This is a genomic window from Pseudomonas sp. GW456-L13 (genome assembly GCF_017350115.1).
Taxonomy (GTDB): Bacteria; Pseudomonadota; Gammaproteobacteria; order Pseudomonadales; family Pseudomonadaceae; genus Aquipseudomonas; species Aquipseudomonas jessenii.
Window position 1 is genome coordinate 3140905 of record NZ_JACNAS010000001.1, and the last position, 21890, is coordinate 3162794.

General features: G+C 60.6%; 8 protein-coding genes. 3 read left to right on the forward strand and 5 right to left on the reverse strand.

The features are described 5' to 3' along the window. Positions 1-62: 62 nt before the first annotated feature. The 3 genes from J4D25_RS14095 to J4D25_RS14105 are packed head-to-tail and all read right to left on the reverse strand — an operon-like array spanning position 63 to position 4968. The gene (locus J4D25_RS14095; protein WP_057712551.1) at positions 63-1427 is read right to left on the reverse strand and encodes an HlyD family type I secretion periplasmic adaptor subunit; all 1365 of its coding nucleotides are present in this window, start codon (positions 1425-1427) and stop codon (positions 63-65) included. Next, complete coding sequence (locus J4D25_RS14100; protein WP_057712552.1) at positions 1417-3573, reverse strand: type I secretion system permease/ATPase; 2157 nt, start codon at positions 3571-3573, stop codon at positions 1417-1419. Before J4D25_RS14100 ends, J4D25_RS14095 begins: the two co-directional genes overlap by 11 nt. A gap of 42 nt (positions 3574-3615) precedes the next feature. Further along, positions 3616-4968: a TolC family outer membrane protein gene (locus J4D25_RS14105; RefSeq protein ID WP_057712553.1), complete on the reverse strand. Its 1353-nt coding sequence runs from the start codon at positions 4966-4968 to the stop codon at positions 3616-3618. A gap of 361 nt (positions 4969-5329) precedes the next feature. On the opposite strand from J4D25_RS14105, the gene J4D25_RS14110 reads away from it, so the two are divergent. Both J4D25_RS14110 and J4D25_RS14115 read left to right on the forward strand, forming a co-directional pair. After that, entirely contained in the window at positions 5330-17155 is an 11826-nt protein-coding gene (locus J4D25_RS14110) for a retention module-containing protein (protein WP_207253305.1), read from the forward strand. Positions 17156-17301: 146 nt separating this feature from the next. Further along, on the forward strand, positions 17302-17640 hold the full coding sequence (locus tag J4D25_RS14115; RefSeq protein WP_008022183.1) for a hypothetical protein: 339 nt from the start codon (positions 17302-17304) through the stop codon (positions 17638-17640). A gap of 56 nt (positions 17641-17696) precedes the next feature. Here J4D25_RS14115 and lapD read toward each other — a convergent pair whose 3' ends face one another. Together lapD and lapG are read right to left on the reverse strand one after the other, a co-directional pair. After that, a complete protein-coding gene (lapD, locus tag J4D25_RS14120) occupies positions 17697-19643 on the reverse strand; it encodes a cyclic di-GMP receptor LapD (protein WP_057712559.1) in 1947 nt (648 codons plus the stop codon). 14 nt (positions 19644-19657) lie between these two features. Continuing rightward, positions 19658-20350, reverse strand: coding sequence for a cysteine protease LapG (gene lapG / locus J4D25_RS14125; RefSeq protein ID WP_057712560.1), 693 nt, complete (start codon positions 20348-20350; stop codon positions 19658-19660). Positions 20351-20546: 196 nt separating this feature from the next. Here lapG and J4D25_RS14130 point away from each other — a divergent pair, with 196 nt between their 5' ends. Beyond that, positions 20547-21257, forward strand: coding sequence for a GntR family transcriptional regulator (locus tag J4D25_RS14130; protein WP_057712561.1), 711 nt, complete (start codon positions 20547-20549; stop codon positions 21255-21257). Positions 21258-21890 lie beyond the last annotated feature (633 nt).

The following is a 21890-nucleotide window of genomic DNA, read 5'->3' on the forward strand; positions in this document are numbered from 1 at the left end:
CAATTCAGATCCATTGTGGGAGCGAGCTTGCTCGCGATGGGGCCAGTGGCCCCAAAGGTGGATTACCGCTCGTGCAGCGCCTCGGCACGAGCGCGGATGATCGGCTTGAGCAGGTAGCTCAGCACGGTCTTCTTGCCGGTGATGATGTCCACGGAAGCCACCATCCCCGGAATGATCAGCAATGGTTTTTCGTCGGTGCCCAAGTGGCTGCGGTCGGTGCGCAGCTTGATGATGTAGTAGGTGGTCTTCTTGTCTTCATCGGTGATGGTGTCGGCACCGATCTGCTCCAGCTTGGCCTTCATCCCGCCGTAGATGGTGTAGTCATAGGCGGTAAATTTCACCGTCGCTTCCTGGCCCGGGTGCAGGAACGCGATGTCCTGCGGGCGGATCTTCGCCTCGACCAGCAAGGTGTCGTCCAGCGGTACGATTTCCACCAGGTCGCTGCCCGGCTGGATAACCCCGCCGATGGTATTGACCAGCAACTTGTTGACGATGCCACGCACTGGCGAAGTGACCAGCGTCCGGCTGACCCGGTCTTCCAGGGCCTTGCCGGTGGCCTGGGCCTTGTTCAGGTCGGTGCGTGCTTCATTGAGTTGGGTCAGGGCTTCGCTACGGAACTTGCCACGGGTTTCATCGACCTTGCGCTGCACTTCCTTGATTGCCGATTCGGCTCGTGGAATTGCCAGCGTGGTGGCGTCGAGCTGACCACGGGTCTCCGCTTCGGCACGCCTGAGGCGCAGGACTTCCACCGGTGATACCGCGCCTTGGGCCACCAACGGCTCGGACATGCTGATTTCCTGACGCTGGAAGCCCAATTGCTGGCGATACTGCGCCTGTTTGGAGGTGAATTCGCGCAGCTCTTGCTGGCGCTGGATCAGCTGCTCCTGCAAGCCACCAATCTCATCGTGCAACTGTTGGCGACGACTGATATAGAGCGACTCTTCACTCTTGGCCTGACCCGGCACGGCCTTGAGCACATCCTCGGGGAAGTTCAGCGGACGCTCTTCGACCTCGGCGCTCAGGCGCTCGACCCGCAGCAGCATCGACAACCGATCGGCCTCGGTTTCACCGACGTTCGAAGCAAATCGCGTGTCGTCCAGGCGAATCAGCGGTGCGCCGGCTTCGACAATCTGACCTTCCTTGACGAACAGCTCGGCAACGATACCGCCTTCAAGGTTCTGGATCTTCTGGATCTTCGACGATGGAATCGCCTTGCCGTCGCCCTTGGTCACCTCGTCGATCACCGCGAAGTTGGCCCAGAGCATCAGGAACACAAAGAACGCGATGATCGCCCAGATCGTCAGCCGCACCACGCGGGGCGCATCCTCGATCAGCGCCTTGTTGACCTCCGGCAGCGGCTGCCCCTGAAGTGAAGCAGAGCCTTTGAAGTAGCGAAGGATCGAACCCTTACCCGACTTAAGCAACACTGATCTGCCCCTTCTTCAACGCTTCCATCACTGCGGCTTTCGGGCCGTCGGCGAGTATCTGCCCGCGGTCGACCACGATCAAGCGATCCACCAGCGACAACAGCGATGCCCGGTGCGTTACCAGCACCATGGTCTTGTTTTCGATCACCGCTGCCAGGCGCTGCTTGAGGCGCTCTTCGCCAGTGTTGTCCATGGCGCTGGTCGGCTCGTCGAGCAGCAGGATCGGCGGGTTGAGCAGTAATGCACGGGCCAGGGCGACGTTTTGCCGTTGACCGCCGGAGAGGTTCTGCCCGCGCTCGCCGACTTGCAGCTCATAACCCTGCGGATGCAGGCGCGCATACTCGTGGACGCCGGCCAGTTCTGCGGCTTGCAGCACCAGTTCGTCCTCGACATACCGCGCACCGGAAACCAGGTTGTCGCGCAAGGTGCCGGCGAGCAACTGAATGTCCTGGGGCACGTAGCCGATGTTGTAGCGCAGCTCGCTGACGTCGATCTGGCGGATATCCACACCATCGACCAACAACGCGCCGTCATCCGGCTGGTACAGCCCCACCAGCAACTTCGCCAGCGAGCTCTTGCCCGAGCCGCTTCGGCCAATGATGCCGACCTTCTCGCCGGGACTGATCGACAGGTTGATGTTCTTCAGCGCCAGGTTCTGCTGTTGCGGGTAGGTGAAGTTGAGCTGGCGGCACTCAATGCCGCCCTGCAGCACCTTGCGGCTGAGCGGACGCTCTTCGAAATTGCGCTCCTGGGGCAGCTCCATCATCTGGTCGACCGAGGTCATGGTCACCCGCGCCTGCTGATAACGAGTCAGCAACCCGGACAGTGACGCCAGCGGGCTGAGCGCACGACCACTGAGCATGTAGCAGGCAATCAGGCCGCCCATACTCAGGTGACCGTCGATGATCTGGTACACGCCGAAGACGATCATGATCACGCCGGCCAGTTGCTGGATCAGCAAGGTGATATTCATCGCCAGGCCGGAAAGCATTTTCACCCGCAACTCAAGGCGACTGAGGGTGCCGATGGTCTGCTCCCACTGATACTGGCGTTCGCTTTCGGCGTTGTTGACCTTCACCGCATCCAGGCCGGCCAGGGTCTCGATCAGGCTCGACTGACGCTCGGCCCCCAGCGCCATGGTCCGTTCCATGGTCGCCACCAGGGGTTTCTGCAAGGCATAGCCAATGGCCAGGGCGATCGGGAATGCCAGCACCGGTATCCAAACCAGATGCCCGCCAAGGATCGCGATGACGATAAAGATCAGAATCGTGAACGGCAGGTCAATCAGGCTGGTCAGTGTCAGCGAGGCGAGGAAGTCCCGCAGGCTCTGGAACTCATGGATGTTCTGGGCAAAGCTGCCGACCCGCGCCGGCCGGTATTTCATGGCCATGCCAACGATGCGCTCGAACAGCGTGGCCGAGATAATCAGGTCGGTTTTCTTGCCGGCCAGATCCAGGCACAGGCTACGCAGGCTTTTCAGGATCAGGTCGAACAGGTAGGCGCCCGTGATGCCGAGTGCCAGCACCCAGAGCGTCGCTTCGGCCTGGTTTGGCACGACACGGTCGTAGACGTTCATCACGAACAACGGCGCGGCCATGGCAATGATGTTGATCAGAAAACTGGCGGCGATGGCATCGGCGTACAACCAGCGCGAACGCTTGAGAGTGTCGCGGAACCACGAGCGCGCACGCGGAATCAGCGTGCCGTGATTGACGTCGAACTTGTGCTGCGGCTGGGCGAAAAAGACTTTGCCGGTGTAGTCATCGGCCAGCAGGTCACGGCTGACCAGGGACTCACCGCCGTCGCTTTCGCTGAGCAGCACCCGTACCTGATCTTCGCCTTGCCAGCCGAGCAGGACGGCACTTCGACCGTCCCTGAGCAACAACAATGCTGGCATCGCGATCGCCGGAATATCTTCCAGCTTGCGTTGCAGCACCCGACCTTGCAGCCCCGCGCGAGCGGCCGCACGAGGCAGTAACTCGACACTCAAGCGTTGCTCGGGCAGCGGCAGGCCGGTGGTCAGCATTGCCGCGCTGGCAGGTTTCTGGTGCAGCATGCAAAGAGCGAGCAGACCATCCAGCAACGGATCGTCATGCAACGCGCGCGGATCATGGATGAGTTGAACCCGACTGACTTCTGATTCCACGCTCGGCACTCTTGGCTAACAATTGAACAATGAAGGTCCTGCTTAATTCATACCGGGCAATTGGACCTTGGGCTTCATGTCGTTCTGCACAACGGATGCCAATGGTGCGACCACTCCCTGGCTCTTGAGCAATTCGCCCATGGTCGCCTTGATTCGGTACTGAGTAAATAACTGAATGTTCTTGATCTCCGCCAGACGGCGGGAGGAGGAAAACAGTTCGTTCTCACTGTCGAGCAAATCGAGCAGGGTGCGCTCGCCGAGACTGAACTGACGCTGGTAAGCGGTACGCACGGCGGTGCTGTGGTCGACGTATTGCTGAGCGATCGGCACTTGCGCGTTGGCGTTGTTCAGGGCGTTCCAGGCCAGGCCCAGCTCTTCATTCAATTGGCGCAGGGCGTTGTTGCGGATGTCCAGCGCCTGGTTCGACAGGTAGGACTTGGATTCCAGATCGGCCTTGTTGCTGCCGCCGGCATACAGATTGAAGCGCATGCGCAGCATGGCCTGCCATTCGTTGTTGTGGCCGTTCTGACCATCAATGTCGTTGTCCGCGGAGCGACCCAACTCAGCATCGAAGCGCGGGTAGAACGTCGACTTGGCCGTGTCGTACTGCTTCTCGGCAGCGGCGATATCGGATTCGGCCGAACGCAGGATCGGGCTGTTTTCCAGCATCTGCGCACGGGCTTCATTCAGGTTGGCCGGCATCAGCGCCATGAAACTCGCCGGGCGTTCCAGTTGATCGGGCATCTGGCCAACAGCGGAGAGGTAGTTGGTTTCGGCGTCAGCCAGGTTGGTCTGCTCGGTGATCAGGTTGTTGCGCGCCTGGGCCATCCGCGCCTCCGCCTGATCAAGGTCGGCGCCACTGCCGACGCCACGCTGGGTGCGCAGTTGGATCTGGTCGTAAATGCGCTGGTGGCTCTTGAGGTTGTCCTCGGCCAGACGTACGAATTCGCGACGAGTCAGCACGTCGAGATAGACCTGAGCCACGGTCAGCCCGGTACGCTCGGAAGTACTCAGCAGCGAGTAAGCGCGGGAGTTGACAGTGGCTTGTTGACGCCCTACTTCGCTGGACGTCGCAAAACCGTCAAAAACCATTTGGGTCAGACGTAAATTTGACTCACTGCGATTCAGGGTTTGCCAGTGATTGTTGCTGCCGTCCGTTCGCGTCGTCACGCTATCGGTGCCTTCACGACCATAACCGCCCAGCAGGTCGACCCGTGGCAAATATCCACCTTTTGCAGCCTTCAACTGATAATCCGCAGCCAACCGACTGTTGACACCCGCCTGAACTTCCGGATGGACATCCAGCGCTTGTTGCATGGCTTCTGGTAAGGACTGCGCCTGCACAAAAGACGCGGCGAGGACGAAAGGTATTGCCATGAACAAAGGCGAACGCATTGTAGGAATTTCCCAGAACTTCTTGTCTTGAATCACAGCAAAAGAACGCGCTGCGTCGAAAGATGGCAAGCGGAATGACCGTATGTCGGAAAGTTCAAAAAGCGGAACTGGATCACATACCGAGGACGAGTCACAGCTGAAATATCAATGTGACATTACTGGGACGATTGTTTAGGATGGCTCGAAGAAGGTCAATAGTTTGGCATAAAGTTAATAACGAAAAAATATAGCCAATATATTGACGATTTGATGCGTCAAATTTGTGCATCTATTTTGCAATGTACGTCCAGACTGGTCGGCACAGACAGATGCCATCAGGTCCATGGAAGTCAACTGAACGTGACACCCCGGAGAGTCTTCAATGAGCAGTGTTGTTGCCATCGTCAAAAGCATTGTTGGTCAGGTTTTCGTGGTGTCCCCCGAGGGCATCCGCCGCGTTCTCGTTGAAGGCGACAAACTGTTTGCCGGCGACCAGATCGACACTGGCCTTTCCGGCGCCGTGTCCCTGGAACTGGCCGATGGCCGCACCCTGGATCTGGGTCGTGACACCCAGTGGAGCGCTGACGCTCCAGACTCCAGCACTGACCTGGCAGCCGCCACCGCGCAAGCCGCGCCTTCGGTAGAAGAGCTGCAACAGGCCATTGCTGCCGGTGCCGACCCGACAAAAGACCTTGAAGCCACCGCTGCCGGCCCGGTTGCCGCAAGTTCTGGCGGTACCGTCGGTGGTGGCCACAGCTCCGTGATGCTCGACGCCACCGCTGGCCGCGTCGATCCGACCATCGGCTTCCCGACTGCGGGTATCAACACTGCCGGGCAAACGACTCTGGAAATCCCGGGTGGCCAGGCCACCAACGCCAACATCAACGCTAATACCAACGCCAATACCCCGAGTGAGTCAGCCCTCAGCCTCAGTGCCACGCCGACCATCACCGAGGCCGGTGGCGTGCTGGTGTACACCGCGACCCTGACCCAAGCACCACTGACCGACCTGACTGTCACGCTGTCCAACGGCGCCGTGATCGTGATTCCCGCAGGCGCGACCACCGGCACCGTCAACGTGCCATTGGCTGCGAACGACACTGTCTATAACGACGCGACCCAGATCGATGTAACTGTCACCGGCACCAGCGGCGGCAGCGGCATCACTGTGACGCCGCCGACGACCCCGGCCGTGACCCAGGTCACCGATACCCTCGACACCACCACGGTCACCCTGACGGCCGGTAACACCGTCACCGAAGGCGGCCAGATCACCTACACCGCGACCCTGACCAATCCAGCACAGACGCCAGTAACCGTCACTCTGTCCAACGGCTCGACCATCACCATCGCCTCCGGCCAGACCAGCGGCTCCGTGAACGTGCCGACCTCGGCCAATGACGTCTTTAACAACGGCAGCACCGTCAGCACCACGATCACCGGCACCACCGGCGGCAACTTCGAAAACCTAGTGCCCAACACCACGCCAGCCGTGACCACCATCACCGATTCCGTGGACAACACAGGGCTGACCCTCACCGCCACCGGCAACATCACCGAAGGCGGCCAGATCACCTACACCGCGACCCTGACCAACCCGGCTGGTACGCCGATGACCGTGACTTTGAGCAACGGCTCGGTCATTACCATCGACGCGGGCCAGACCAGCGGCAGCGTGAACGTGCCGACTGCGGCCAATGATGTTTATGTCAACGGCAGCACCGTCAGCACCACCATCACCAGTACCACCGGCGGCAACTTCGAGAACCTGGTGCCGAACACCACGCCGGCCGTGACCACCATCACCGATTCCGTGGACAACACCGGCCTGACCCTCACCGCCACCGGCAACATCACCGAAGGCGGTCAGATCACCTACACGGCGACCCTGAGCAACCCGGCCGGCACGCCGATGACCGTGACCTTGAGCAATGGCTCAGTCATTACCATCGACGCGGGCCAGACCAGCGGCAGCGTGAATGTCCCGACTGCGGCCAATGATGTTTATGTCAACGGCAGCACCGTCAGCACCACCATCACCAGTACCACCGGCGGCAACTTCGAGAACCTGGTGCCGAACACCACGCCGGCCGTGACCACCATCACCGATTCCGTGGACAACACCGGCCTGACCCTCACCGCCACCGGCAACATCACCGAAGGCGGTCAGATCACCTACACGGCGACCCTGAGCAATCCGGCCGGCACACCGATGACCGTGACCTTGAGCAATGGCTCAGTCATTACCATCGACGCGGGCCAGACCAGCGGCAGCGTCAACGTCCCGACTGCGGCCAACGACATCTATAACAACGGCAGCACCGTCAGCACCACCATCACCGGCACCACCGGCGGCAACTTCGAAAACCTGGTGCCGAACACCACGCCAGCCGTGACCACCATCACCGATTCCGTGGACAACACCGGGCTGACCCTCACCGCCACCGGCAACATCACCGAAGGCGGCCAGATCACCTACACGGCGACCCTGACCAATCCGGCCGGCACACCGATGACCGTGACCTTGAGCAATGGCTCGGTCATTACCATCGAGGCGGGCCAGACCAGCGGCACCGTGAACGTGCCGACTGCGGCCAACGACGTCTATAACAACGGCAGCACCGTCAGCACCACCATCACCAGTACCACCGGCGGCAACTTCGAGAACCTGGTGCCGAACACCACGCCGGCTGTGACCACCATCACTGACTCGATTGACACCACCACGGTGACCTTGACCGCGACCCCTAGCGTGGACGAAAACGGCACCATCACTTACACCGCGACCTTGACCGATGCCCAGGGCAAGCCGGTCACCGCGCAGAACGGTCCGGTCACCGTGACGTTGGACAGCGGCAAGGTGATCACCATCGCCGAAGGCCAGAGTTCCGGCACCCTGCCGGTGACGGTCGGCAACGACGTCTACAAAGGTCCGGCCACCGTCACCGAATCCATCAAGGACGCGGTAGGCGGCAACCTCGAAGCGATCAACCCGATCAAGACCCCGGTGGAAACCACGGTTACCGATGTCAACGACACCACCACGGTGACCCTGACCGCCACCCCGAGCGTGGACGAAAACGGCACCATCACTTACACCGCGACCTTGACCGATGCCCAGGGCAAACCGGTCACCGCACAAAACGGTCCGGTCACCGTGACGTTGGACAGCGGCAAGGTCATCACCATCGCCGAAGGCCAGAGTTCCGGCACCCTGCCGGTGACGGTCGGCAACGACCTCTACAAGGGTCCGGCCACCGTCACTGAATCCATCAAGGACGCGGTGGGTGGCAACCTCGAGTCCATCGATCCGATCAAGGCCCCGGTCAGCACCACGGTTACCGACGTCAACGACACCACCACCGTGACCTTGACCGCCACCCCGAGCGTGGACGAAAACGGCACCATCACCTACACCGCCACGCTGACCGATGCCCAAGGCAAACCGGTCACCGCGCAGAACGGTCCGGTGACCGTGACCCTCGACAGCGGCAAGGTCATCACCATCGCCGAAGGCCAGAGTTCCGGCACCCTGCCGGTGACGGTCGGCAACGACCTCTACAAAGGTCCGACCACCGTCACTGAATCCATCAAGGACGCGGTGGGCGGCAACCTGGAATTGGTGTCACCAAATACAACGCCAGTAACCACCACGGTCAATGACGTCAACGACACCTCCACCGTGACCTTGACCGCCACCCCGAGCGTGGACGAAAACGGCACCATCACTTACACCGCCACGCTGACCGATGCCCAAGGCAAACCGGTCACCGCGCAGAACGGTCCGGTCACCGTGACGTTGGACAGCGGCAAGGTCATCACCATTGCCGAAGGCCAGAGCTCCGGCACCCTACCGGTGACGGTGGGCAACGACGTTTACAAAGGTCCAACCACCGTCACTGAATCCATCAAGGACGCGGTGGGTGGCAACCTGGAATTGGTGTCGCCAAACACAACGCCAGTAACCACCACGGTCAATGACGTCAACGACACCACCACCGTGACCTTGACCGCGACCCCGAGCGTGGATGAGAACGGCACCATCACCTACACCGCGACCTTGACCGATGCCCAGGGCAAACCGGTCACCGCGCAGAACGGTCCGGTCACCGTGACCCTCGACAGCGGCAAGGTCATCACCATCGCCGCAGGCCAGAGCTCCGGCACCCTGCCGGTGACGGTCGGCAACGACCTCTACAAGGGTCCGGCCACCGTCACTGAATCCATCAAGGACGCGGTGGGCGGCAACCTGGAATTGGTGTCGCCAAACACAACGCCAGTAACCACCACGGTCAATGACGTCAACGACACCACCACCGTGACCTTGACCGCCACCCCGAGCGTGGATGAGAACGGCACCATCACCTACACCGCCACGTTGACCGATGCCCAGGGCAAACCGGTCAGCGCACAAAACGGTCCGGTCACCGTGACGTTGGACAGCGGCAAGGTCATCACCATCGCCGAAGGCCAGAGCTCCGGCAGCTTGCCGGTCATCGTGGGCAACGACGTTTACAAAGGTCCGACCACCGTGACCGAGTCGATTAAATCGGCTGACGGCGGCAACCTCGAAGCGATCAACCCGATCAAGACCCCCGTGGAAACCACGGTTACCGATGTCAACGACACCACTACGGTGACCTTGACCGCGACCCCTAGCGTGGACGAAAACGGCACCATCACCTACACCGCCACGCTGACCGATGCCCAAGGCAAACCGGTCACCGCGCAAAACGGTCCGGTGACCGTGACCCTCGACAGCGGCAAGGTGATTACCATCGCCGAAGGCCAGAGCTCCGGCACCCTGCCGGTGACGGTGGGCAACGACGTCTACAAAGGTCCGACCACCGTCACCGAATCCATCAAGGACGCGGTGGGTGGCAACCTCGAGTCCATCGATCCGATCAAGGCCCCGGTCAGCACCACGGTTACCGACGTCAACGACACCACCACCGTGACCTTGACCGCCACCCCGAGCGTGGACGAAAACGGCACCATCACCTACACCGCCACGCTGACCGATGCCCAAGGCAAACCGGTCACCGCGCAGAACGGTCCGGTGACCGTGACCCTCGACAGCGGCAAGGTCATCACCATCGCCGAAGGCCAGAGCTCCGGCACCCTGCCGGTGACGGTCGGCAACGACGTCTACAAAGGTCCGACCACCGTGACCGAGTCGATTAAGTCGGCCGACGGTGGCAACCTGGAGCTGGTGTCACCAAACACAACGCCAGTAACCACCACGGTCAATGACGTCAACGACACCTCCACCGTGACCTTGACCGCCACCCCGAGCGTGGACGAAAACGGCACCATCACTTACACCGCCACGCTGACCGATGCCCAAGGCAAACCGGTCACCGCGCAAAACGGTCCGGTCACCGTGACCCTCGACAGCGGTAAGGTCATCACCATTGCCGAAGGCCAGAGCTCCGGCACCCTGCCGGTGACGGTCGGCAACGACGTTTACAAAGGTCCAACCACCGTCACTGAATCCATCAAGGACGCGGTGGGCGGCAACCTGGAATTGGTGTCACCAAATACAACGCCAGTAACCACCACGGTCAATGACGTCAACGACACCACCACCGTGACCTTGACCGCCACCCCGAGCGTGGACGAAAACGGCACCATCACCTACACCGCCACGTTGACCGATGCCCAAGGCAAACCGGTCACCGCGCAAAACGGTCCGGTGACCGTGACCCTCGACAGCGGCAAGGTCATCACCATCGCCGAAGGCCAGAGTTCCGGCACCCTGCCGGTGACGGTGGGCAACGACGTCTACAAAGGTCCGACCACCGTCACCGAATCCATCAAGGACGCGGTGGGCGGCAACCTGGAATTGGTGTCGCCAAACACAACGCCAGTAACCATCACGGTCAATGACGTCAACGACACCACCACCGTGACCCTGACCGCGACCCCGAGCGTGGATGAGAACGGCACCATCACCTACACCGCCACGTTGACCGATGCCCAGGGCAAACCGGTCACCGCACAAAACGGTCCGGTCACCGTGACGTTGGACAGCGGCAAGGTCATCACCATCGCCGAAGGCCAGAGCTCCGGCAGCTTGCCGGTCATCGTGGGCAACGACGTTTACAAAGGTCCGACCACCGTCACTGAATCCATCAAGGACGCGGTGGGCGGCAACCTGGAATTGGTGTCACCAAATACAACGCCAGTAACCACCACGGTCAATGACGTCAACGACACCACCACCGTGACCTTGACCGCCACCCCGAGCGTGGACGAAAACGGCACCATCACCTACACCGCCACGTTGACCGATGCCCAGGGCAAACCGGTCACCGCGCAGAACGGTCCGGTCACCGTGACGTTGGACAGCGGCAAGGTCATCACCATCGCCGAAGGCCAGAGTTCCGGCACCCTGCCGGTGACGGTGGGCAACGACGTCTACAAAGGTCCGACCACCGTCACCGAATCCATCAAGGACGCGGTGGGCGGCAACCTGGAATTGGTGTCGCCAAACACAACGCCAGTAACCATCACGGTCAATGACGTCAACGACACCACCACCGTGACCCTGACCGCGACCCCGAGCGTGGATGAGAACGGCACCATCACTTACACCGCGACCTTGACCGATGCCCAGGGCAAACCGGTCACCGCGCAGAACGGTCCGGTCACCGTGACGTTGGACAGCGGCAAGGTCATCACCATCGCCGAAGGCCAGAGCTCCGGCAGCTTGCCGGTGACGGTGGGCAACGACCTCTACAAGGGCCCGACCACCGTCACCGAATCCATCAAGAACGCGGTGGGCGGCAACCTCGAGTCCATCGATCCGATCAAGACCCCCGTGGAAACCACGGTTACCGATGTCAACGACACCACTACGGTGACCTTGACCGCGACCCCGAGCGTGGATGAGAACGGCACCATCACTTACACCGCGACCTTGACCGATGCCCAAGGCAAACCGGTCACCGCGCAAAACGGTCCGGTGACTGTGACCCTCGACAGCGGCAAGGTCATCACCATCGCCGAAGGCCAGAGCTCCGGCACCCTGCCGGTGACGGTGGGCAACGACCTCTACAAGGGCCCGACCACCGTCACCGAATCCATCAAGGACGCGGTGGGCGGCAACCTCGAGTCCATCGATCCGATCAAGGCCCCCGTGGAAACCACGGTTACCGATGTCAACGACACCACTACGGTGACCTTGACCGCGACCCCGAGCGTGGATGAGAACGGCACCATCACTTACACCGCGACCTTGACCGATGCCCAGGGCAAACCGGTCACCGCGCAAAACGGTCCGGTCACCGTGACCCTCGACAGCGGCAAGGTCATCACCATCGCTGAAGGTCAGAGCTCCGGCACCCTGCCGGTGACGGTGGGCAACGACCTCTACAAGGGCCCGACCACCGTCACCGAATCCATCAAGGACGCGGTGGGCGGCAACCTCGAGTCCATCGATCCGATCAAGGCCCCCGTGGAAACCACGGTTACCGATGTCAACGACACCACTACGGTGACCTTGACCGCGACCCCTAGCGTGGACGAAAACGGCACCATCACTTACACCGCGACCTTGACCGATGCCCAGGGCAAGCCGGTCACCGCGCAGAACGGTCCGGTCACCGTGACGTTGGACAGCGGCAAGGTGATCACCATCGCCGAAGGCCAGAGTTCCGGCACCCTGCCGGTGACGGTCGGCAACGACGTCTACAAAGGTCCGGCCACCGTCACCGAATCCATCAAGGACGCGGTAGGCGGCAACCTCGAAGCGATCAACCCGATCAAGACCCCGGTGGAAACCACGGTTACCGATGTCAACGACACCACCACGGTGACCCTGACCGCCACCCCGAGCGTGGACGAAAACGGCACCATCACTTACACCGCGACCTTGACCGATGCCCAGGGCAAACCGGTCACCGCACAAAACGGTCCGGTCACCGTGACGTTGGACAGCGGCAAGGTCATCACCATCGCCGAAGGCCAGAGTTCCGGCACCCTGCCGGTGACGGTCGGCAACGACCTCTACAAGGGTCCGGCCACCGTCACTGAATCCATCAAGGACGCTGTGGGTGGCAACCTGGAATTGATGTCGCCAAACACAACGCCAGTAACCACCACGGTCAATGACGTCAACGACACCACCACCGTGACCTTGACCGCCACTCCAAGCGTGAATGAGAACGGCACCATCACCTACACCGCCACGCTGTCCGATGCCCAGGGCAAGCCGGTCACCGCGCAGAACGGTCCGGTCACCGTGACGTTGGACAGCGGCAAGGTCATCACCATCGCCGAAGGCCAGAGCTCCGGCACCCTGCCGGTGACGGTCGGCAACGACGTCTACATCGGCGCGCCAACCGTTAGCGAATCCATCAAGACCGCCAGCGGCGGCAACCTTGAAGCCATCGGCACGGATAAGACTCCCGCGTCGACCAGCGTCAGTGACTTCCAGGACACCACCACTGTCAGCATCAGCGGCAGCACCTCGGTAACCGAAGGCCAGACCGCCAGTTACACCGTCAGCCTGACTCACCCGGCCCAGACCGAAGTGACGCTGAATATCGTCTACAGCGGTACCGCCGCCGACGGTTCTGACTTCACTGGTGTGTACACCGTGAAGATCCCGGCGGGTGTCAGCAGCGTGCCGTTCGACATTTCGACCATCGATGGCAAGATCACCGAAGGCACCGAAAACTTCGTGGTCAAGATCGACTCGGCCACCGGTGGCAACTTCGAGAGCCTGGCGATCAGCGCGTCCAACGGCAGCGTCAGCACTTCGATCATCGACAACGATGCACCACCATTACTGGACCTCGACGCCAACAACTCCAGTGGCGCCACCGGGGCCGACTACAAGGTGACGCTCACCGAAAACACTGCCGGCCCTGGCGTGTCGATCGGCGATACCGACCTGAGCATCGCCGACCCGGACAGCACCTTGCTGACCGGCGCGACCATCGTGCTGACCAATCGTCAGGACGGCGATGCGCTGAACCTGGGCAACAGCGTCAACGGCATCACCATCAATGCCAACAGCACCAATGGCACCGTCACGCTGACCTTGTCGGGTAGCGCAACGCTGGCCGACTACATGCAGCAGATCAAGAACATCACCTTCACCAACAACAGTGAAGATCCGAGCACAGTGCCGCGCATCATCACCGTGACGGTGACCGATGGCAGCAACTACTCCAACACCGCGACCACCACGGTCAACGTGGTGGCGGTCAATGACGCACCGGTCGCAGCACCGGTCAACGTCACCGGCACCGAAGACACGCCACTGATCCTCGGCTGGTCGACCTTCGGCGTCAGCGACGTCGACAGCCCGGCCACCAGCCAGGGCGTGAAAATCACCCAGCTGCCGGGCGAGGGTAAACTGCAGTACCTGGACGGCTCGACCTGGAAAGATGTCGCCGCCGACCAGACCTTCAGCAAAGCCGACATCGACGCTGGCAAACTGCGCTTCATGCCGGATGCCAACGAATCGGGCGTGGACGGATACGGTGGTACCAACCTGGGCAACAACCAGGCCGACTACGCACAGATCAAGTTCCAGCCAACCGACGGCCAGGCGCTGGGCAACACCGGCACGATCAAGATCGACATCGCCCCAGTGGCGGATGCCCCGACCCTGAGCGTTGCCGACAACAGCGTGAGGTCCACCGGGCTGATCAAGGAAGTCTGGACCGGTCTGTCGGGCCTGGGTACCAGCGGCAACGGCGCGGACTCGACCACGCTGAAAAATGTGATCGACGCCGCTGGCACACCGAACTCCAAAGGCACCGTCACCAACGTGCAGTCCGACGGTAGCGTGACCGCCGGTACGGCGTCGAAAACCTCCGGCCTGATCTACCTCGAAGCCGGCAAGACCTATACCTTCAGCGGTGTTGGCGATGACAGCCTGCTGGTGACTCTCGGAGGCAAGAACGTGGCCGCGATCACGTGGGGCGCGGGCGGCAACCTCAATGGTTCGTACACCCCGACCACCAGCGGCTACTACACCCTGGACATCTACCACCACAACCAGAGCGGCCCAGGCAGCTATGACGTCAACCTGTCGGTCAATGGCAGCACGCCGATCGACCTGAGCAGTGCCGGCGTACCGATTTACACTAGCGTGTCAGATCTGGTGAATGCCGGCGTGACCGTGTCCGACTTGCACGGCTCCAATGGCGAAGGCTACTACGACGGTTACAAACTCAACACCGGCGCCGAAGGCACCAGTGTGAAATTGTCCGCCATCACCACCGCGCTGACCGACACCGACGGCTCGGAAAGCCTGAGCCTGAAGATCAGCGGCATGCCGGTCGGCTCGATGCTCACCGACGGCGCGGGACATACCTTCACGGTCACCGCGACCAATGGCGAGGCCAACGTGACGGGCTGGAGCCTCGGCTCTCTGACTGTCACTCCACCACCGTACTACAACGGCCAGTTCAACCTGACCGTGACCTCGACCTCCACCGAGGCCCTGGGTGGTTCGGCCAGCAGCACTTCGCAGATCCCCGTGACTGTGTACCCGGCGGTCTACAACGCCGTCACCGCCACGGCGGCCGATGACACCATCACCGGCACCGACGGCAATGACATCATCGTCGCCGACATCGGCGGCCTGACCGTGGTGCCGGGCACCAACTACAACATCGCGTTCATGGTCGACAGCTCCGGCAGTATGAGTTCCTCGTCGATCAACTCGGCCAAGGACCAACTGACGTCGGTGTTCAACACCCTCAAGCAAAGCCTGGGCAGCAACTCGGGTACGGTGAACATCTTCCTGGTGGACTTCGACACCCAGGTCAACAAGTCGGTATCGGTGAACCTCAAAGACCCGAATGCGCTGACTCAGTTGAAGGCGACTCTGGACTCGATGTCATCCGGTGGCGGCACCAACTACGAGGACGTGTTCAAAACCACGGCCAACTGGTTCCAGAGTGCGGACGCCGTGGCCAACATCGGGGCGAAGAACCTCACGTATTTCATTACTGACGGCAAGCCGACTTACTACCAGAGCGGCGAGTCGACCAACCCGACTCTGTATGGCAGCACAACACTCGATAGCCTGATCACCACCAGCAACTATCAGCTGGGCACAGCGATCAGCCTGTTCCCCGACAGCACGCACCAGATCGACATTACCGCCTCGGGCTATGTGACGGTCTGGACCAAGAGCAGCAACGGCAACAACGGCAACGGCAACGGCAATGGCAATGGCAACGGAAACGGAAGTAGCTGGTCATCCAAGGACTTCGGCTATCTGCATGCCCAGGGTGACGGTACCTACGAGTTCTCGGGGCGTGACGGCGACGGCAACAGCACCGACGGGGACACCACCAGCAACTCCACCGGCAGCTTTACGTTGCTGAGCAACCTGTCGAATGTCGAGGCGATTGGCCTCAACAGCGGAGTGAGCCTCAACGACCTGAAGCCGTACGACTCGAATCAATCGCCACAAACCAACATTGATCCGAAGGACCTGGCCAACTCGATCATCGGCCACACTGAAGCGACGATGCCGGGTCACGATACCGTCAGCGGTGGCGACGGCAACGACCTTCTGTTCGGCGATCTGGTGAGCTTCAACGGCATTGCCGGCGAGGGTTACCAGGCAATGCAAGCCTTCGTGGCGCAGCAATCCGGTGTGGACGTCAGCAACGTCACCACCAGCAATGTGCACCAGTACATCACCGAGCATTACAACGCGTTCGATGTGTCCGGTGCCCATGACGGCAACGACACCCTGCTGGGCGGGGCGGGCAATGACATCCTGTTCGGTTTGGGCGGTAACGACACCCTCGACGGAGGCAAGGGCAATGACATCCTGCTCGGCGGCACCGGCAACGACACGCTGATGGGCGGACAGGGCAACGACATCCTGATCGGTGGTTCCGGTGGCGACACCTTCGTCTGGAAAGCGGGCGACACCGGCAGCGACGTGATCAAGGACTTCAAGGCCAGCGAAGGTGACCGCATCGACCTGCGCGATCTGCTGCAGGGCGAAACCGGCAGCACCATCGACAACTTCCTGAAGATCACCACGGTCGATGGCGTGTCGTCGCTGCAAGTCAGCTCGACCGGCCAGTTCAACTCAGGCAACGCCGCAGCGGCTACGCCGGACGTGACGATCAAGCTGGAGGGCAATAACTGGTCAAGCGCCAACCTGCACAACCTGATTGCCGGTAGCGACCCGACCATCAAAATCGATCACAACAACAGCTGACGCACGAAAACGGCCGTCCCTTATGGGGCGGCCGTCACGTTTGCGTCCACTGCCCGGTGACGATTTCGTCGCTGCGCCACATACTGGCATGCGGTTGACCTATGCTGCTGACAGCACGACGCTGGTTCAATTCTGAGGGATGCTCAATGTTTTACGTGCAACGCGATGCGCAGGGCCTGTTGGTACGCGTGGAACCCGCCGCCTACGCCGAGGCCACGGAAACGCTGCCGGCCGACAATCATGAAATCCAGACCTGGTTTGCCAACGCGGCGGTGGAGAACAGCCTCAAACAGCTCAAGCAAAGTGACCTGGAAATGATCCGGGTACTCGATGACTTGATTCAGGTGCTGACCCAGAAAGGCGTGATCCGCGTCACCGACTTACCAACGGCGGCACAGGCTAAACTCATGGACCGAAACCAGGCCCGTGAAGCCTTGGGTGGCTTGAGCCAATTGATCGATGATGAAGAGACCGGGCTGATCTGATCATTGATCTTCAGTGACTGTTCCAACCTCATCGCGGGCAAGCCAGCTCTAAAGAATTACTTCCACGGCTTGGGCTCGCCGAACAACTGGCCCTGCACGCCGTATAGCCCCATCTCGCGAATCACCGACAACTCCCCTTCTGTCTCGACCCGCTCGGCAATCAGGGGCAAGTCAATGCTGTGCGCCGCTCGCTGGATCGCCTCGATGAACAGGCGTTTGTCACTCTCCAGATCAATCGACCGAATGTAGCTGCCATCGATTTTCAGGTACGCCAGACCCAACCGGGCCAGGTTGCCGATCATGCTGAAGCGGCCACCGAAACGTTGCAGGCTCAGGGAGAACCCCAGTTCGCGCAGGCGCCGGGTCAACTGCTCCAGCACCGCCTGGTCAGGCAATTGCTCTTCGCCAATCTCCAGGGTTAGACGCGGGCCGAGGTTAGAATGCGCACGCAGTATTTCGAAGATCCTGTTTTGCGCCTGCGGGTCGCCCAAGGTAGCCGACGACAGATTCAGCGCCAGCGACTCCTCATGCTCGCTCATTTGCGCCAACACCCGTTCGAGCATCAGCCGATCCAGACGCGCCGTCCAGCCGAAGCGCTCCAGCCAAGGCAGAAAACGCCCGGCGGGGATGGTCTGGCCGTGTTCGTCGAGCAGTCGCGACAACACTTTGTAATGCAGTACCAGTTGCGTGTCCTGGGCAGCCACCACCGGCTGGAAATACAGCTCGAAGCGCCGCTGTGTCAGCGCCTGGTCGAGCATGCGATGCCAGGCGTGGTGATCGTCGCCGACACTGGCCGAGAGGCTGTGCTCGATACAGGCCCAGTTCTGCTCGCCCTGGCCTTCGGCCTGCGCCAGCGCCTGATCACCGAGGCTGAGCACGGTTTGCGGCGAATCGCCGTGAACAAAGGGCGCCAGGCCGATAGAGGCCACGGCAGCCACATCGGTGGCGCCGGTAGCGTGCAGACTGGCCAAGGCGCTGTCGAGGTTTTGTGCCAGTTGCAGCGCTTCTTCGCGCACCAGCCCCGGCGCCAGCACGGCAAATTCGCCACCGCGGATACGCGTGACCAAGTTCTGGGTTTCCGGGTATTTGGCGCACTCGCGAGACAGTTGTTCACCGACGGCCTTGAGCACGTCATCGGTGCGCTGGCCACCGAGACGCTGGTTGAGACCGGCCAGATCCTTGACCCGCAATAGCAGCAGGTAACCGGAACTGGCCTGCTCCGGGTTGCTCACCCGCGCATTCAGTTGCATCTCGAAATAACGCCGGTTGGCCAACCCGGTCAACGAGTCCTGATAGGACTCGACCCGCAATTTTTCACTGCGCTCCGCCTGCTCCTGAAACAGCGCCTTGAGCTTCTCGACCATCTGGTTCATGGCCTGCACTACCCGGCGAAGTTCGGGGGTGCGCGGCAGTTCTGGCAGGCTGAGGAATTCCCGCCGGGCGATAGCGTGGGATTGCTTGACCATGTAATCCAGCGGTCTCAATTGCTGACGCAGCAACAATGCGCCCAGTACCGCACTGACCGCGCCACACAGCAGCAACCAGCCCAGGCTGCCCAAAGCGCTTTGCCATAGCTTGGCCAGCGCGAACATCGGGTGGCTGACCACCTCGACCCGGGCAGCCTGCTCCCAGCCACGGCTGACGATCGCATCACCACCGGCGGGCTCCAGGCCGATCAGTTTGACGAACCAGTCCGGAACATTGTTGACCGCCGGAATGCCCGTGCGCTCGACCAGGGTCTGATTGGTCTTCACATCGACCACGCGGATGCTCGCGTAGTAACCGCTGTCGAAAATCGAGCTGACCAGCAACTCGACCATCGCCGGGTCGTCGATGTTCGGTGTCAGGGACAGCGCCAGCGCCGTCGCGGCGTCCTGGGCATGGGAGCGCAACTGGTTGACGTACTGAGTACGCGAGCTCTCCAGACTGACCATGAAACTGCCGGTGAAGGCGACCACCAGGAACAGACAGATAGCAATCAACAGCTGTTTGAACAAAGACATCTGAGCACGTGCTCCTAGTTAGTCGTCTCGACCGGGAATCCTTCGGCCTGCATTTTTTTCAACACATCCTGCCAACGCGAAAGGCGTTTGGTATCGCCAACCTTTTTATTGCCCTTGGCACCCGGTAACCACATCCCTTCCGCGTTGAAAGAGTAGACCGGCAGCAAATCCTTTCGCTGGCTGGCCGGCTTGATTGCATCAATCAGGCTGTCGAGCACCAGGGGCTCGGCCTCCGGACTCGAGTAGTAGGTCAGCACCATGTGCGCACGGTTCTGGGTCAGTGCCTTGACATAGGTGATACGCAGCTTTTCACTGGCTACACCGAGGTGTCGCAGGCTGAAGTACTTGGCAATAGCGTAGTCTTCACAGTCGCCGGCGCCTTTCCAGAGGGCTTCGATCGGGGTTTCCCAGTAGTCGACTTCATGCCACAGATCCATGTCTTCGACGTATCGCAGCTGTTTGTTGAAGAAGCGATTGACCACATTGAGTTGTTCCAGCTCGCCGATCTGTTTCTGGCTGGTCAACAAGTATTGCCAATCATTAATGCGCTGCTGACCTTCTCCCAAAGGTCCGTACAATGCCTGCGCTCGCCGGCTGATCAGGGAAAAATCCCAATCGGCGCTCAAGCTGCCCAGCATCACGCCAGTCAGCAGCAATGCGCTGCACAGCCAGCGTAAAACCCGGGGGATCGTTAAACTTGCCACCAATGCGAGGCATCCTGGATAGGCAGGAGGGAGTCGTTCGAATGGTGAAGGTTAGCCCGGAAAAAGACAATGGCACGGTGAGATCACTGGCGGCGCGCTAAACTGCAAGAAAGGCACTCCAGAGCTTGTTTGACAAGCAGTCAGCCAGTCACTAGTGTCATTTGGATCCAAAAATATTCCATCAATCAGGGTGCGTTTAGTGACACAAAAGCCCAACCCTCTCAGCAGTATCAAGGTCAACGGGCCGATTCCTGCACACATGGCACGCTCGGTGATCGAAGAAACCCTGCGCGCGGCCATACTCGACGGGCGCATTCCTTGCGGTGCGGCCTTGCGCCAGCAAGACCTCGCCGACCTGTTCGGCGTCAGCCGCATGCCTGTACGCGAAGCCTTGCGCCAACTCGAAGCACAATCGTTGCTCAATGTGGTTGCCCATAAGGGCGCCGTGGTCGCGCCACTGGTACAGGGCGATGCCGTGGAAACCTATGCGCTGCGCATCCTGCTGGAATCCGAAGCCCTGCGTCTCTCGGTACCACTGCTCCAGGACGAAGATCTCGAACAGGCTGCCCGCTACATCGATGCACTGGAAACGGAAAGCGACTACACCGAAATCGGTCGGCTCAATCGCCTGTTCCACATGGCGCTTTACACCCGGGCGCCGAATCGCCGGCTGTTGAAACTGGTCGAAGACGGCCTGATCGAAGAAGAACGGTTCCTGCGTTTCAACCTGGAAGCCATGGGCCTTGGCAAACTCTCCCAGGATGACCACAAGGCACTGTTGCAGGCAGCCGAAGCCCGGGACGTCGAACACTCCGTGCAGCTGCTCGAGCATCACCTGAACCGAGGGGTCGAGGTCATTACGCGCTACCTCAACAGCCCTGAAGTACAGGCCAGGAACAAGTCGAAGTAGCCTGCGGCGGCGAGCCCGGGGAATGTACCGAAGGGTTTTCCTCGCTTGCCGCGCATTCCCCCCCCAAATGCTCCGCGGATGATTTGATTACAAATCCCCCGCCCCCATACCACACCGCCCTTGCGGCGCCATACCGCGCCCCAACGCCCCGCCGCCTTAAAACCCGACCATTGCAACGTTTGCGTGATGCCTCAGTAATGGCGGCCACCTCGATTTACGCCCACTCTGGATAACCAGGACAAAAAACGGGTGACGCTCCGTGCGAATGGAGCAGTCTCTGCCCCCAGAAGCGAAGGAAGGAGCCTCATCACGGGAACGGAAGGATCGGCATCACTCGCGACCCGCTTCCACCCCCTCAGACACCCACAACGACGCCCGTAAAAAGTTACTTCGAGTGAGGCATTCACTCTTTATTTAATTCTGACTTACATAAGCCGGAAGGAGTAACTACGCCAAAATAAAACCAATATAAAAAGTTTTACTGGAACTTGTCATCTTCGAAAAAGTTGAATATTGAAATAATAACAAAACAACTTGATCAACACTTTATATGTGTATTAGTTTTTCTTCGCCGCCAACCACAAACGGCAGTAACACCTCAGCTACTCGGCATCAATAGCACTGAAAAAGATC